The 15,268-nt window shown below is 70.6% G+C and carries 13 protein-coding genes; 4 read left to right on the forward strand and 9 right to left on the reverse strand.

Annotated features, from left to right (window positions below; translation table 11 throughout):
* Window positions 1–84 precede the first annotated feature (84 nt).
* Window positions 85–1,254 carry a thiolase family protein gene (locus AB0B41_RS10510; protein ID WP_358201294.1) on the forward strand — a complete coding sequence of 390 codons (1,170 nt, stop codon included), beginning with the start codon at window positions 85–87 and terminating at the stop codon, window positions 1,252–1,254.
* Window positions 1,255–1,300: 46 nt separating this feature from the next.
* On the opposite strand, the gene AB0B41_RS10515 is transcribed toward AB0B41_RS10510, so the two are convergent.
* Window positions 1,301–2,101: an enoyl-CoA hydratase-related protein gene (locus tag AB0B41_RS10515; RefSeq protein ID WP_358201297.1), complete on the reverse strand. Its 801-nt coding sequence runs from the start codon at window positions 2,099–2,101 to the stop codon at window positions 1,301–1,303.
* 113 nt (window positions 2,102–2,214) lie between these two features.
* On the opposite strand from AB0B41_RS10515, the gene AB0B41_RS10520 reads away from it, so the two are divergent.
* Window positions 2,215–2,943 carry an MBL fold metallo-hydrolase gene (locus AB0B41_RS10520; protein ID WP_358201299.1) on the forward strand — a complete coding sequence of 243 codons (729 nt, stop codon included), beginning with the start codon at window positions 2,215–2,217 and terminating at the stop codon, window positions 2,941–2,943.
* An 83-nt stretch (window positions 2,944–3,026) separates the two neighbouring features.
* Here AB0B41_RS10520 and AB0B41_RS10525 read toward each other — a convergent pair whose 3' ends face one another.
* From AB0B41_RS10525 to AB0B41_RS10540, 4 genes are all read right to left on the reverse strand, one after another.
* Complete coding sequence (locus AB0B41_RS10525; RefSeq protein WP_358201301.1) at window positions 3,027–4,352, reverse strand: FAD-dependent oxidoreductase; 1,326 nt, start codon at window positions 4,350–4,352, stop codon at window positions 3,027–3,029.
* A 73-nt stretch (window positions 4,353–4,425) separates the two neighbouring features.
* A complete protein-coding gene (locus tag AB0B41_RS10530; protein ID WP_358201304.1) occupies window positions 4,426–5,598 on the reverse strand; it encodes an acyl-CoA dehydrogenase family protein in 1,173 nt (390 codons plus the stop codon).
* A gap of 82 nt (window positions 5,599–5,680) precedes the next feature.
* A complete protein-coding gene (locus tag AB0B41_RS10535) occupies window positions 5,681–6,322 on the reverse strand; it encodes a TetR/AcrR family transcriptional regulator (protein ID WP_358201306.1) in 642 nt (213 codons plus the stop codon).
* 38 nt (window positions 6,323–6,360) lie between these two features.
* Window positions 6,361–7,119: an SDR family oxidoreductase gene (locus tag AB0B41_RS10540; RefSeq protein WP_358201308.1), complete on the reverse strand. Its 759-nt coding sequence runs from the start codon at window positions 7,117–7,119 to the stop codon at window positions 6,361–6,363.
* Window positions 7,120–7,168: 49 nt separating this feature from the next.
* Here AB0B41_RS10540 and AB0B41_RS10545 point away from each other — a divergent pair, with 49 nt between their 5' ends.
* Both AB0B41_RS10545 and AB0B41_RS10550 read left to right on the forward strand, forming a co-directional pair.
* Window positions 7,169–8,329 (forward strand): CaiB/BaiF CoA-transferase family protein, encoded by a 1,161-nt coding sequence (locus tag AB0B41_RS10545; RefSeq protein WP_358201311.1) that lies wholly within the window; start codon window positions 7,169–7,171, stop codon window positions 8,327–8,329.
* Window positions 8,330–8,475: 146 nt separating this feature from the next.
* Window positions 8,476–10,170 (forward strand): AMP-binding protein, encoded by a 1,695-nt coding sequence (locus AB0B41_RS10550; protein ID WP_358201314.1) that lies wholly within the window; start codon window positions 8,476–8,478, stop codon window positions 10,168–10,170.
* Between the two features lie 73 nt (window positions 10,171–10,243).
* Here the strand turns inward: AB0B41_RS10550 and AB0B41_RS10555 are convergent, their stop codons facing one another.
* The 4 genes from AB0B41_RS10555 to AB0B41_RS10570 form a co-directional block, all read right to left on the reverse strand.
* Window positions 10,244–11,863: an AMP-binding protein gene (locus tag AB0B41_RS10555; protein WP_358201316.1), complete on the reverse strand. Its 1,620-nt coding sequence runs from the start codon at window positions 11,861–11,863 to the stop codon at window positions 10,244–10,246.
* 361 nt (window positions 11,864–12,224) lie between these two features.
* Window positions 12,225–12,842, reverse strand: coding sequence for a TetR/AcrR family transcriptional regulator (locus AB0B41_RS10560; protein WP_358201317.1), 618 nt, complete (start codon window positions 12,840–12,842; stop codon window positions 12,225–12,227).
* A 37-nt stretch (window positions 12,843–12,879) separates the two neighbouring features.
* Window positions 12,880–14,046 carry an acyl-CoA dehydrogenase family protein gene (locus tag AB0B41_RS10565; protein WP_358201319.1) on the reverse strand — a complete coding sequence of 389 codons (1,167 nt, stop codon included), beginning with the start codon at window positions 14,044–14,046 and terminating at the stop codon, window positions 12,880–12,882.
* A gap of 28 nt (window positions 14,047–14,074) precedes the next feature.
* On the reverse strand, window positions 14,075–15,259 hold the full coding sequence (locus AB0B41_RS10570) for an enoyl-CoA hydratase-related protein (RefSeq protein WP_358201321.1): 1,185 nt from the start codon (window positions 15,257–15,259) through the stop codon (window positions 14,075–14,077).
* Window positions 15,260–15,268: the final 9 nt, after the last annotated feature.

Genomic DNA, 15,268 nt, shown 5'->3' on the forward strand with positions numbered 1-15,268 from the left:
CCGCACGTCGCGGCGTTTGCCCGCCGCCCCTCGGCGTGTTCTACTCTGAATTAGAAACAGTTCCGTGCTCGTAGGGGAGTCGCTGTGGAGAACGCCGTCATCGTCGATGCCGTGAGAACGCCGGTCGGCAAGGGCAAGTCCGGCGGAGGGCTCTCGGCGGTGCACCCGTCGGACCTGCTGGCCGGGCAGCTCGCGGCACTCGTCGAGCGAACCGGCATCGATCCCGCGCTCGTCGAGGACGTCATCACCGGCTGTGCACAGCAGGTGGGGGAGCAGTCCGGCAACATCGGCCGCAACGCCGTCCTCGGGGCGGGCTTCCCGGAGTCGGTGCCCAGCACCACGCTCAACCGGCAGTGTGGGTCGAGTCAGCAGGCCGCGACGTTCGGCGCGCAGTCGATCCTGGCGGGATCGCACGAGATCGTGATCGCGGCGGGCATCGAGTCCATGAGTGTCGTGCCGATCGGCAGCTCCCGCCCCAGCAGCATGGGCAAGCGTGCGGACGCCCGTTACCCGGAGGGGCTGGTGAACCAGGGCGTGTCGGCCGAACTGGTCGCCCAGCGCTGGAAGCTGGAGCGGGAGGATCTGGACGCCTACGCTGCCGAGTCGCACCGCCGCGCCGCGAAGACCTGGGCGGACGGCGGCTTCGACGCCGAGGTCGTTCCGGTCGCCGAGGCACCGGAGCTCGTCACCGACGAGACGGTGCGCCCGGGAACGACCGCCGAGGGGCTCGGCAACCTACGGGCGTCCTTCCGGACCGACGAGATGGTCGCGCGGTTCCCGGACATCGACTGGAAGATCACACCCGGCAACTCGTCGCCGCTCACGGACGGTGCGTCCGCGGTGTTGATCATGAGCGAGCGACGGGCTAACGAGCTCGGACTGCGGGCGCGGGCACGCTTCCACTCGTTCTCCGTGGTCGGCGACGACCCGCTGTTCATGCTGACCGGCCCGATCCCGGCCACGCACAAGATCCTCGCTCGCAGCGGGCTGAGCCTGGACGACATCGACGTATACGAGGTGAACGAGGCGTTCGCCTCGGTCCCGCTGGCGTGGGCGCGCGAGTTCGGTGCCGACCCCGAGAAGCTGAACCCGCGCGGCGGGGCGATCGCGTTGGGCCACGCCCTGGGGTCATCCGGCACCCGGCTGCTCGTCACGCTGCTGAACCACCTCGAGGCGACCGGTGGTCGCTACGGCCTCCAGACCATGTGCGAGGCGGGGGGCATGGCGAACGCCACCATCATCGAGCGTCTCTAGTACGTGCGGCCCGGCTGGGTCGAACCAGCCGGGCCGGCGAGGCGCGTCAGCGCCCGAGATACTGCGGTGCCCGCTTCTCGGCGAAGGCGGTGCGCCCCTCGATGTAGTCGGCGGTCGTGGCGTGGCTCTGCTGCAGGGTCGCCTCCAACTCGAGTTGCTCGGCGAGGTGGCGCTGAGCAGCCTGGCCGAGAGCGCGCTTCATGCTGCCGAGCGCAACCGTGGGAGCGTGCGCGAGCCGGGAAGCCAGAGCCTCGGCCGCCGGGAGGAGCTCGGCAGCGGGATGCACAGCGTTCACCAGGCCCCAGCGCTCGGCTTTCGCGGCCGGGAGCTTGTCGCCGAGCATGCACAGCTCGGCGGCTCGGGCGAGGCCGACGCGCTCGGTGAGAAACGCCGTCGCACCGCCGTCCGGCATCACACCGATCCGCACGAACGCCAGCATGAGGTAGGCGTCGTCGGAGGCGAGCAGCAGGTCGCAGGCCAGGGCGAGCGACACTCCGAGACCGGCACACGCTCCGTGCACGGCAGCGACGTAGGGCTTCGGGGTCGCCCGGATCTGCTGGACGATCGGGTTGTAGATCTCGCGCAGCCGGGTGGAGAGATCGGGAGCGCCCTCCGGGGTCAGCTCACGGGGGCTTTTCACGTCCGCGCCCGCGCAGAACGCCCGGCCCGCGCCCGTGACCAGGACGGCCCGAACGTCGTCGTCCGCGGCGGCGCGGCGCACCGCATCCAGCAGTTCGCGGCCCATGTCCGGCGTCCAGGCGTTCAGTGATTCGGGGCGGTGCAGCTCGATGTGCGCGACGGCGTCGTCGACCCCGTAGCGCACGTCGACGTACGTCGTCGTGGTCACGGCATCGACCCTACGGTGTCGAATCCATATTCAAAAGGACTGTGTGGGTCACACGGGTCCGCGGGCCCGGACGCCGAATGTAGATGAAAAGATCCGACCGAGGAGGAGCCCGCATGACTGTCGAGCTGGCGGAGCAGCCGGAGAACTGGACCGAGCCCGGTGCGCACCCGGTGCTGCCGGGGGTGCACCGCATCCCGCTGCCGCTGCCCCTCAACGGACTGCGGGCGGTGAACGTGTACGTGATCGAGGGTCCCGGGGGTCCCGTCCTGATCGACTCGGGGTGGGCGGGTGCCGACGGTGGCGTGCTCGAGGCCGGCCTGCGCGCACTCGGCCACGGCCTCGCGGACGTGGCGGCGATCCTCGTGACGCACTCGCACCACGACCACTACACCCAGGCCCTCGTCGTCCGCCGTGACCACGGCACACGGGTTCTGCTGGGCCGCGGGGAGCAACACTCGGTGGAGGCGATGAAACGCCGCCAGGAGGTGGGCGGACCGCAGTCGGACCAGCTCGTCGTCGCAGGAGCGCCCGAGCTCGCAGCCGAGATGGCGGTGTGGTCGAAGGAGGGGGACCTGGCGGACAACGCTCCGTGGGGCGAGCCCGACATCTGGCTCGACGACGGGCAGCAGGTTCCGGCGGGCGGCCGCGAGCTCGAGGTCCGGGCCACTCCGGGGCACACCCGCGGGCACATCGTCGCCCGCGACGCGACGCTGGGGGTGCTGTTCACAGGCGACCACGTGCTACCCCACATCACGCCGTCCATCGGGTACGAGCGCGCCCCGGAGCCCGCGCCGCTGCGCAGCTACCTGGACTCCCTGCGGCTGGCGTACGGGCCGAGGTGAACGGCGTCCGCCGGTACTCAACTTCCTGAGACGTGACACCGCCGCCGTCCGGCTCGGGCCCGACGGCGGCGGGGGATCAGGGGTCAGACGGCCGCGGAGAGCGGGTGGTCCGCCTTGATCTGCTCGACGACGAGCTTGGCGGTCTCGGCGCAGGCGGTGGTCCCGCCGTTCGCGTACTCCTTCACACCGTCCCCGACGTTCCAGAGGTTGGCGATCGGCGTGTCCGACTGGAGGTCGTAGCCGGCGACGGCGCGCTGCGGCGGCCAGCCGTCCTTCATCACCGCGACCGACAGGATACGAGCGGCGTCGAAGCCGGGGACGTGCTCGCGCAGGTCCTGCTTGAGCAGCTCGACCTCCTTCTCCTCGTCGAACGGGCCCACGCTCGGCTTCGGCACCGACGCTCCGACGTAGAGGTTCCAGCCGGGAGGGGCCATCTCGGGGCAGGAGTCGGTGAAGTTGGCGACGTAGCAGAGCCGCTCGCTCTTGGAGAACAGCAGCATGCCCGGCACGTCGATCAGCCGGTCCTGGCTGGCGAAGTTGACGGCCAGCATCGAGCACGGCCGGTCCTTGATGCGGACCTGCTCGCGGTACTCCTCCGGCAGGTTCTCCTCGCCGACCAGTGACACCGTGCCCGCCGGTCCCGTGTTGCTGACCGCCACCCGACAGCCGACCTCCAAGGTCCTTCCGTCCCGGCGGATCGTCGCGCCGGTGACCTTCCCGTCCGCGACGTGCAACCGCTCGACCTCGCTGGACAGCCAGACCTCGCCGCCGCGGGCGGTGACGGTGGAAGCCAGGGACTCCCACACGCCGATCGTGCCGTCCGGGCAGAAGCCGAAGCGCTTGAACGCGGACTTGCGGGTGAAGTAGGTGAGGAAGACCCGGGCGGGAAGCTCCTCCGAACCCACCGCGAAGACCGAGGCGCACATGTTGCGGAACACGCCCTGCACCGCGTCGTTCCTCGAGTACTTCGCCACCCACTCCGCAGTGGAGAGCTCGCTGCCGGGGAGTGCGTCGTCGTCCTTGCGGGCGGCACCGATACCGCTGACGAGCTTCGCGCCCTGACGGGTGAGTTTCGACAGCAGCAGGCCCCAGCCACCGCGGGTCACGTCGAGGTCCTTGTTGCCGACCCGGTAGAGCACCGGTACCTCCGGCGTGCGGACGTCGAACTCTGCACCGACCTCGGCGAACGTCTCCTCGGTGATGCCACCGACCTCGATGACGATCGCCCCGTCGTTGACCTTGAATCCGTCGATGTCGGTGGTCGAGGCCCGCCCGCCGACCTTGTCGAGTCGCTCGACGACCAGCGTCCTGTAGCCGGCGTGGGCGAGTCGGGCCGCCGCGAAGAGGCCCCCCGCACCGGCGCCCACCACGAGAGCGTCGAACGAGCTGTCGGGTTGCACGGAAGTCACGGCATCTCCTTCGATCGACTTCTTAATACAGAATAAATTAAAGGCGGAGGGTCGTCAACGGGGGTCAGGTCAGTCAGTTCCTGTGCCGTGCCGCGATCTCCCGCCCGACGAGCTCCTTCATGATCTCCGTCGTGCCGCCGTAGATGGTCTGGATACGGCTGTCCACGAATGCTCGCGCGACCGGGTACTCGAGCATGTAGCCGTAACCGCCGTGCAGCTGCACACAGCGGTCGACCACCCGCTTCTGGAGTTCGGACAGGAACCACTTGCCCTTGGCGGCGTCGGTGGGGGACAGGCCGCCCGCGTTGAACGCCGACACACACTTGTCGACGAAGGCTTCGGCGACGTCGAGCTCGGTCTCGATCTCGGCCAGGACGAATCGCGTGTTCTGGAAGTCCCCGACGGCTCGGCCGAAGGCGCGACGCTCGAAGCAGTACCGTGCGGTCTCCCGGTACACCGCGCGGGCGGAGGCGTAGGCCGAGGCGATGATCCCGAGCCGTTCCTGGGGCAGGTGGCTCATCAGGTGCTGCATGCCGTGGCCCTCGGTGCCGATGAGATTCGACGCGGGGATGCGGACATTCGTGAAGTAGAGCTCGCCCGTGTCCTGACCGTGAAGACCGACCTTCTCGAGCTTGCGGCCGCGTTCGAAGCCCCGCATCCCGCGCTCGACGACGAGGAGGCTGAAACCGCGCGAGCCCGCGTCGGGATCCGTTCGCACCGCGACGATGACGAGGTCCGCGCTGTGCGCGCTGGAGATGAAGGTCTTCTGGCCGTTCAGGATCCAGTCCGCGTCCGGAGCGTCGCCGTCCCGCGTGGCCGACGTCCGGATGCCCTGCAGGTCGCTGCCGGTGCCCGGTTCGGTCATGGCGAGCGCGCCGAGCAGTTCGCCGCGGGCGAAGGGGGTGAGCCAGCGCTTCTTCTGCTCGTCGTCGGTCAGGTCGAGCAGGTAGGACAGGACGAGGTCGTCCTGCAGGCCCAGCGTCAAGCCGAACGAGGTCGCGCCGACGCGGGCGATCTCCTCGTTGACGACCATCCGGTAGCGGTAGTCCCGCTCGCCCGACCCGCCGTACTCCTCGGGGACGGCCAGGGCGTAGATGCCCTGTTCCGCGGCGGCACGGAAGACGTGCCGGTCGATCACCCGCTGGTCCTCCCACCGGAGGTGGTGAGGCTGCACCTCGCGGGTCAGGAACTCACGGACCGAGGCCCGGTACTGCTCGTGGTCGTCGGTGTAGAGGGTGCGTCGCATCGGATAGGCCTGTCCTTCGCTCGGAGCGCGTCGTCGCGCCGGTCCCGGTACGGAGGCAAGAAGGGGCCGGCCGGTCCGTCGCTCAGTGTGCCGTCGACGCGAGCCCGTTCCGCACGAGGAGCACTGCGGTGCGGATGGTGTCCTCGAGGGAGCCGCGGTCCTCACGCCACCATTCCGGCGCCCAGTTCAGCGCCCCGATGACGAGCATGCGCGCGGCCCGGGGGTCGAGCTCGACGCTGATCTCACCGGTCCGCAGGCCGGCCTCCACCAGGTCCCGCCAGAGCGCACCGTAGCGGCGTTGGTCCAGCAGCTGGACCTCGCGGATCGCCGGGGGGAGTTGTGCGGCGTTGCGGATCGCCGCGGCCGAGTACTCGGAGTCCCGCAGGACGATCTCCAGGTGGGCGCGGACCGCCGCCAGGATCCGCTCCATCGCGGAGGCGTCCTCTCCCAGGGCAGCGAGCGACTCGCGGACGTGGCTCATCGTCCGACGCAGGCCGACCTGGACCACCTCCTGGATCACCTCGTCCCGCGAAGAGAAGTAGTAGTAGATCGCCGGAGCCTGCAGCTGGGCGATCTCGGCAATGTCGGACAACCTGGTGCCGGCGTAGCCGTTGCGGTTCAGGACCACCGCGGCCGCGTCGAGGATGCGTTCCCGGGTCTGCGCCGACTTCGAGGCGCTGCGCCGCGCGCTGGTCGGCCCGCGGCCCGTGGGGAGCGCAGACATGCGTCGGGTCATGGCGGGTTCCCTCCGCGGTGGCGCGCTCAGAGCGCGTAGCCGCCGTCGACGTCCAAGGTCTGTCCGGTGATCCACTTCGCGCGGGGCGACATCAGGAAGCGCACGGCCTCGGCGATGTCCGCCACCTCGCCGAAGTGGCGCAGTGCCAGGTTGCGTCGAGCGGTGGCCAACAGCTCCTCGGTGTAGTCGCCGCGGGCGATCAGCTCCTGCCACATCCCGTCGCCCTCGATCAGCCCGACGCCGACGCAGTTCACCCGCACGCCGAACCGTCCCTCCTCCGAGGCGATCCCGCGCACCAGCGCCGCCACCGCGGCCTTGGGCGACGACGACAGCATGTCCTTCTTCGAGTACCGGCTGATCGCCGGAGTGACCAGGGCGACCATCGCCCCCCGCGTCTCGCGCAGCGGTGCGATTGCCGCGTGCAGCAGGTTGTACGCGGGCAGGGTGTCGCCGAGGATCTGCTCCCGGTAGCGCTCCGGCGAGATCGCCGAGATGTACTTCATGGGGATGTGTGGCCCCGACGCGTAGACCACCCCGGACAGGGTCTCCGGTGCGGCGGACCGGATGGCCTCGGCCGTGGCCGCCGCGTCCGTCAGGTCCAGCTGCACGACCGCGGCCTCGCGACCCGCGGCGACCACCCGGTCCGCCGCCGCCTTGGCCGCGTCCGCATTGGAGCGGTAGGTCAGGACGACGTCCCAGCCGTCCTCGGCCAGCGCCTGTCCGATGGCCGACCCGATGCCGCCGGAACCGCCCGCGACCAGGACCCAGCGCTGCGCCTCTGTCATTCCCCTACCCTAGTCCCTAATCTCAATAAGAAAAAGGGAGCTGATGTCCATGGTGCACCCGACCACCCGCGGCCCGCTCGCAGGCAGGCGCGTCCTCGAGCTCGCCGGCATCGGGCCGGGCCCGTTCGCGTGCATGCTGCTCGCCGACATGGGGGCCGAGGTGATCCGGATCGACCGTCCGTCCGGCTCCGGCGTCGCGCCGGCCCCGGGCAAGGCAGACGTGCTGAACCGCGGCAAGCGATCGATCGTCCTGGACCTCAAGAGGCCCGAGGCCGTCGAGGCGGTACTCACCCTGGCAGAAGGGGCGGACGCGCTGGTGGAGGGGTACCGGCCGGGAGTGGCCGAGCGCCTCGGGGTCGGTCCGGACGCAGTGTGGTCACGCAACCCGAAGCTCGTCTACGGGCGCATGACGGGGTGGGGACAGGAGGGTCCCCTGGCGCACACCGCCGGACACGACATCGGCTACATCGCCGTGACCGGCGCGCTCGGGGCCATCGGCCCGGCCGGCGGGCCGCCCCAGATCCCGCTGAACCTGATTGGTGACTTCGGCGGCGGGTCGATGTACCTGGTCACCGGCATCCTCGCGGCACTGCTGGAGGCGGAGCGGACCGGGCGCGGGCAGGTCGTCGACGCCGCGATCGTCGACGGCGCGTCGCACCTGCTGGCGGTCGTGCACTCGTTGCTCGGGTCGGGTCGGTGGACCGACCGGCGCGGCGAGAACATGCTCGACGGCGGGGCGCCCTACTACTCCGTCTACGCCACCGCGGACGGGCAGTACATGGCGGTCGGCGCCATCGAGCCCAAGTTCTACGCCGAGCTGCTGCGGCTGCTGGAGGTCGACCCGTCGCGTGCGGCGCCGGAGGCGCAGAACGACCGCTCGACCTGGCCGGAGCTGCGGCAGGTGCTGGCGGAGGCGTTCGCCACGAGGACCCGCGCGGACTGGTCGGCGGTCTTCGACGGCACGGACGCATGCGTGGCTCCGGTGGTCGGCCTGCGGGAGGCCGCGGCACACCCGCACGTCGCGGCGCGGGGGAGTGTCACCGAGACGGACGGCCTGCTCCAACCGGGGGCTGCTCCACGCTTCTCCGCCCATCCGACGGGCGCACCCGCCGCGCCGCCCGTCCCCGGGCGGGATACCCGCGACGTGCTCTGCGAAGCCGGACTGGACGTGGAAAAGCTGCTCGAGGCCGGGATCGCCGTCGAGCCCTGAGGAAGGCCGCCGCCGAGCGCGGTGACGCTCGGCGGCGCTCCGCATCGCAGCGCGTGATCGGGTGAATCGGGCAGGCCTGCGGCCTTGAAGAGTGCCAAACCCGTCACTAATCTACACACGATTAAGTGACGTCGAGGAGGACGCTGATGTCGGACACGATCGCCGCGAGACGCGCCGCTCTCGAGGCCCGCTTCCCCGCGTGGGAGCCCATGACCCTGGACCGCAGGCTGGACCACTGCGCGGCCGAGTTCCCGGATCGTCCGCTGGTCATCACGGACGACCGGACGATCAGCTACCGCGACACGGCGGACTGGGCGACCCGCCTCGGGGACGGGCTCGCCGCGCTCGGCGTGCGGCGCGGTGACCGGGTCGGGATGCTGATGGCGAACTACCTCGAGTTCACTCCGCTCAAGTTCGCGATCGCGCGAGCCGGCGCCGTGGCGATCCCGTTCAACTACCTGTACCGGCGGGACGAGCTCGCCTATGTGCTCCGCCAGTCGCAGTGCAACGTACTGATCACGATGACCGGTTTCTCCGGCCTCGACTACCTGGCGATGCTGGACGAGATCGCCCCGGGCTGGGAGCAGGGCGGGACCGAGCAGCTCCCCCACCTGCGGGCGGTGGTCCAACTCAGCACCGATGGCCGGGTCAGGGACGGCGTGCGCACGGTGGACGAGCTCGACGCACTCGGCGTCGAGAACGCGGGTGCCGCCGCCGAGCACGGGGCGGCCCCCACCGACCTCGGGGACATCCTCTACACCTCGGGCACCACGGGCTCGCCGAAAGGGGTGATGGTCACCCACGACGCGGTCCAGCGCACCGGGTACGCCTCCGCGCTGACCCGGGCGTTCGAGGACGGCAGGCGGATCCTGTTCTCCCTGCCCTGCTACCACATGTTCGGCTACGTCGAGGGCCTGCTCGCCGCCATGTTCGTCGGCGGGGCGATCATCCCCCGGACCGCGTTCTCGCCTGCGGACTACTTCGCGGGGATCGAGCGGCACCGGGCGACGGAGATCCTCTGTGTGCCGACGATGACCGTGGCACTGCTCGAGCACCCGGACCGCAAGGTCCGTGATCTCTCGTCGGTGTTCGCCGTGCTCTCCGGGGCGGCTCCCGCACCGGTCTGGCTGTGGCAGAAGGTGCAGGAGGAACTCGGGATCACCGAGATCACCACCGGTTACGGGATGACCGAGTGCGGCGGGGCGATGACCATGTCCTTGCCGGAGGACCCGCTGGATCGGCACTCGGGCACGGTCGGTCGGGTCAAGCTTGCGGGTGTCGCCGGCGTCGCCGAGTACGGTCACGACATCTGTCGCTACCGGACGGTGGACCCGATCACCTCCGAGGAGCTGCCCCAAGGCGCCGAGGGGGAACTGACCTCCACGGGTCCGACCCACATGCTGGGCTTCTGGGACAAGCCCGTGGAGACGGCCGCAGCACTGCGGGACGGCTGGGTGTTCTCCGGGGATCTCGGTCGTGTCGGCGACGACGGCTACGTGCAGATCACGGGTCGCAGCAAGGAGCTCTACAAGAGCGGTGGCGAGCTGGTGATGCCGAAGGAGGTCGAGGAGCTGCTCACGCAGTACCCGGGGGTCAGCCAGGCCTATGCCGTCGGAGTGCCGGACGAGCGGTGGGGCGAGGTGGGCTGTGCCTGGATCGTGCCGGAGCCGGGCGCGCACGTCGACACCGACGAGCTGATCGCGGTGTGCAAGGAGAAGCTCGCGCGGTTCAAGGTGCCCAAGCACATCCTCCTCACCACCGCCGAGGAGCTGCCCACCACGCCCACCGGCAAGGTGCAGAAGTTCAAGCTGTCGAAGCGGGCTGCCGAGATCCTCGGCTGAACCGACTTGAAGGGGCCCCGGGGCATCGGCGGCTAGAACCTCCCGTCTCGCCCCGGGGTCCCTTCGTGCTCCTTCAGTCTGAGAGCCTGTCCCGCAGGACGAACTTCTGCACCTTTCCCGAGGCAGTGTGCGGGAGGTCGTCGACGAAGAACCACCGCACCGGCACCTTGAACGGGGTCAGGCGGGCGAGGCAGTGCTCGATCAGCTCCTGCTCCAGGCCCGCGGTCGGTGTCTCGTGGGTGCGGACCGCGGCGGCAACGATCTCGCCCCACTTCGGGTCGGGCAGTCCGACGACCGCCGACTCGGCCACCGCGGGGTGCTCGGCCAGAGCGATCTCGATCTCGGCGGGCGAGATGTTCTCGCCGCCCCGGATGATCAGTTCCTTCAACCGCCCGGTCAGGGTGATCATGCCGCGGGCGTCCATCGACCCGAGGTCGCCGGTGTGCACGAACCCGTCGGCGTCCACCGTCGCAGCGGTCGCCTCGGGGTCGTCGTAGTACTCCAGCATCTGGTTGTAACCCCGGGCGCACACCTCGCCGACCTCGCCGAGCGGCTGGATCCGGCCGGTCGCCGGATCCACGATGCGCGCCGCGGCCTGGGGGAGGGGGCGCCCGACGCTCGTCACGAGGTCCTCTCGCGAGTCGGAGCGCCGGGTCAGGCTCAGCACCGGCGACAGCTCGGTCTGCCCGTAGAGGTTGTGGACGTGCGCGCCGAACGTCTGCGCGACCTTCTCGATCATCGAACCCGGGACGGTGGCGGCGCCGACGAGCACCGTCTCGAGCTGGGGGGCCTGGCCGCCCTGGGCCTGCGCGGCGTGCAGGACCGCGCCGAGGACGGTCGGCACGCTCATGAGGATCGACGCACCCTCGCGCCGCATGGCCTCGAGCACCGGGCCGGGCTCGAACTTCTCGATCAGCACCATAGTGCCACCGAGGAACGCAGGACCGAGCGTGGAGATCACACAGCCCGCGGTGTGGAAGGTGGGCAACGGGGCGATGGCCACCGCGCCCTCCCGGGCCTCGGCGGTGAGCATCGTGAACCGGGCGTTGTTGACCAGCGACCGGTGGGCCAGCAACACCCCCTTCGGGCGCCCGGTGGTCCCCGAGGTGAACTGCATCATCGCGGGCGCCGCCGGATCGCTGCGCTCCACGAGCTCCGGCTCGGTCCCGTACAGCCGGGCGCGGTCCGAGAGGCTGATCACCGAGCGGACCGCGGGGACACGCGGCACCACCTCGGCGACGATCTCGGTGAGGTCGTGGCCCCGAACCTGATCGGCGTGGATCAGCACCGTGGCCCGGGAGAGCCGCAGGGCGTACTCGAGCTCGCCGGGTCGCAGCGCCGGGTTGAGCGCCACCAGTACCACCCCGGCGAGCGCGGCGCCGTACTGCACGACGGTCCACTCGGCCACGTTGGGCGCCCAGATCGCGACGTGGTCCCCTGGCCCGGCGACCTCGAGCAGACCACCGGCCACCCGGTTCGCCTCGCTCAGCAGCTGTGCGTACGTCCAACGCTCAGCGGCACCGTCGTGGCGGGTCGCAACCAGCGCCACTGCGTCCGGCCTCGCCTCCGCCTGACGGCGCAGCAGGCCGCCGACGGTGTCCTCGAGGACCGGGGGATCGTGCGGCGAGGGCAGCCATTCGCTGTGCTGCAGAGGCCCGGTGGTCTTCCTGGCGACGGTCGAGGGGGTGCTCATGCGATTCCTCCGGGGGAAGGGATGACGGAGCCGGGGCCCGCCCACCGACCGGGACCAGTAGTGATGCCGCTCACGTGTTGAAGCAAAAGTAGACGCATCGGACGGCAGGGTCAACGCGCTGCGCGGAGTATTTCTAATCCGGATTCCACCCTCCGCCTGGGGTCGACCCGCGGCACAACCCGTCCACGGGTCTCAGAGCATTGCCGTCAGGAGGTACCGGTCCATATCGGACGCGGTCGATGGAGGTCTCTCCGCACCGCCGAGCGTCGTGGTCGAGTGAGGGTCGGCTCGCCGGCTCGACCTGGAGCAGTCGATCGTGTCCTGCTGGCCGAGGCGCGGGAGCTCGCGGGCTGATACTCGCTCAGGCGGCGCCGGACAGGCCTCGCCGAACCAGTGTCCGGGCCGTCCGCACGACGGAACCGAGCGAGCCCTGCTCCGGGTCCCACCACTCACAGGCCCAGTTCAGTGCCCCGAGTACCAGCATGCGCGCGGCCCGAGGATCGAGTGCGGGATGGATCTCGCCCACCTCGCGGGCGGCCTCGAACAGGGCACGCCAGAGATCGGTGTAGCCCTGCTGCTCCGCGAGATGACGCTCGCGCAGGTCCGGCGGCAGCTGCGAGGTGTTGCGCACGGCGGCGATGGTGTAGTCCGACACGCGGAGCACGACGTGGAGGTGGGCCTCGACGGCGGTGCAGATCCGGTCCATCGCGGACGTGTCGGCGGGAAGAGCGTCGATGGCGGCCCGCACGTGGTCGAGGTTGCGGACCATTCCGGCCGTGACGACCTCCTCGACGAGCCGTTCACGCGAGTCGAAGTAGTAGTAGACGGCGGGCGCGCGGACTCCCGCGATGGCCGCGATGTCGACGAGCCTCGTCCCGGCGTAGCCCTGCCGGGCGAGGACGGACGCGGCGGCGTCGAGAATGCGTTGCCGGGTCCGGGCGGACTTGGCGCTCTCCCCGACAGTGGCCCGGGCCGTCACCGGCCCGGGCCCTGGCGAGCGGTCATCGTCGGGTCGCTCAGTAGGACGCAGGGAGCCCGAGGCTGCGCTGCGCCACGAAGTTGAGCACCATCTCGCGGCTGACGGGCGCGGTCTTGAGCATCCGGGCCACGAACCACAGGTCGGCCAGCCCGTACTCGAGCGCCATGCCGTTGCCGCCATGGGTCTGCATCGCCTGGTCGAGCGTTCGCAGCGACGAGTCCGCGGCGGCGAACTTCGCGATGTTCGAGGCCTCGGCCGCGTCCGCGCCCTCGTCGAACAGCTCCGCGGCCCGGAAGGCCATCAGCCGCGACAGCTGCGTGCCGATGTAGGCCTCGGCCAGCGGGTGCGCGACACCCTGGTGGGTACCGATCGGGACCTTCCAGACCTGGCGGTCCTTCGCGTACCGCGCCGCCTTGTCCAGCGCGTAGCGGGCGATCCCGTTGCTGATGCAGGCCGCCGTGATGCGCTCCGGGTTCAGCCCGGCGAACACCTGGCGCAGGCCGTTGCCCTCGTCCCCGATGATGGCTTCGGGGCCGACCCGGACGTCGTCGAAGAACACGGTGAACTGGTGTTCCGGCTGCTGCAGGGCGGCCGGGATGTGCTGCCAGGTCAGTCCCTCCGAGTTCGTCGGGACGACGAACAGCGAGAGGGGGTGGCGGCCCTTCGGGCCGGGCTCGGCACCGCGGGTCACCACCAGGACGGCATCGGCTTCGTCGATGCCCGAGGTCCAGTACTTGGTGCCGCTGATCCGCCACCCGTCCCCGTCCTTGTGCGAGGTGGTGGTGATCTCGTGGCTGTTCGAGCCCGCGTCCGGCTCGGTGATGGCGAACGCCATCTTCAGCGTGCCGTCGGCGATGCCGGGCAGCCAGCGTTGCTTGAGCTCATGGCTGCCGTGCTTGTCGATGATCGACCCGCAGATGGCGGGGGAGATGACCATCATGAGCAACGGAACGCCCTGCGACGACGACTCCTCGACGACCACGGCGAGGTCCGACATCGTGCCGCCGCCCCCGCCGTACTCCTCCGAGAGGTGGACGCCGAGGAAGCCGGCGGCCCCGAGCTCCTTCCAGAGCTCGGTCGGCTCCTCGTGGGCCTTGGCCTTCCGCATGAAGTAGTCGTGGCCGTACTTGCCGACGAGCTTGGCCACGGAGTCGCGCAGCGCGGCGCGCTCCTCGGTGTCGGCGACGATGGACGAGGGGTTCATCTTCGGTCTCCTGCTCGTCTGGGTTCGGTCAGTTCCCGGTGAACCGGGGCCGGCGGTGTTCGGTGAAGGCGATCACGCCCTCGAGGGTGTCGCTGGTGCGCGCCGCGTCGACGATGCTCTGCCTTTCGGCGGCGAGCTGGTCCCGCAGGCCGCTGTCGAAGCTCTGCCTAAGCAACCGCCGAACCGCGCCGTAGGAGCGGGTCGGTCCCGCGGCGACTCGTGAGGCGAGGCGCGTCGCGGTGTCCTCGACCTCGTCCGCGGGGACCACCGACGTGACGAGACCCCAGTCCAGGGCCTCGGCGGCGGTGAGCCTGCGGTTGGTGAGGAACAGCTCCTGGGTCCGGCGCAGCCCGATGAGCCGGGGCAGGTACCACGTGTTGCCGCCGTCCGAAGTCATGCCGATGGCGCCGTATCCGGTGGCGAACACGGCGTCCTCCGCCGCGACGACGATGTCCGCCGCGCAGACCAGTCCCAGGCCACCGCCCGCGGCGGCACCGTGGACCGCCGCGACGACGGGGGCGTCCAGGGAGGTGAGCCGGTCCAACGCGAAGTGGTAGTCGTCGATCATCCGGCGCAGGGTGTCCGGCAGGTCAGCGGCCGGGGTGCCGGTGAACACGTCGATGTCCCCACCCGCGGTGAACATCGGCCCGTTGCCCGCCAGGAGCACGGCCCGGACCGTCGGATCCTCCGCGAGCGCGGTGGACGCGACGGCGAGATCGTGGCCCATCGCCGCGTCGATGGCGTTGTTCTGCTTCGGCCGGTCGAGCCGGAGCGTCGCGAGACCGTCGGCGACGTCGAGGGTCAGGGTGCTGTACCGGGGCGCCGCGGCCTGCCACCGCGCCGTGTCGGTGTACTGCTCGAGAGCGGAGATCCGGCCGTCGGTCACCGTCAGCACGTGCGCGAACGCAGCGTCGACGGGGCCGCCGCCCGCGCGGCCGAAGCCGGTGTAGCGGCCGGTCACCAGCAGGCGCCCGTCCGCGAGGTCCGCGAATGCTGCGGGTTCGGCCCGTGCCGTGAAGTGCCGGGCAATGCCGCCCCAGCCCTCGCGGCGCATCGCGTCCGGCCCCTCGTGCTCGCCGCCGACCCCGAAGGGCATGCCGTCCGCCAATCGGCCGACGAAGTCCGGGGCGAGGATCTCGTCGAGCACCGCCCGGTCGCCCTCGGCCAGGGCCGAGTACAGCCGCCGCGCGAGGTCGGCGGCGGAGGTCGTCACGGTTCGCTG

The sequence above is a fragment of the Pseudonocardia sp. NPDC049154 genome (assembly GCF_040648315.1).
Lineage (GTDB): Bacteria > Actinomycetota > Actinomycetes > Mycobacteriales > Pseudonocardiaceae > Pseudonocardia.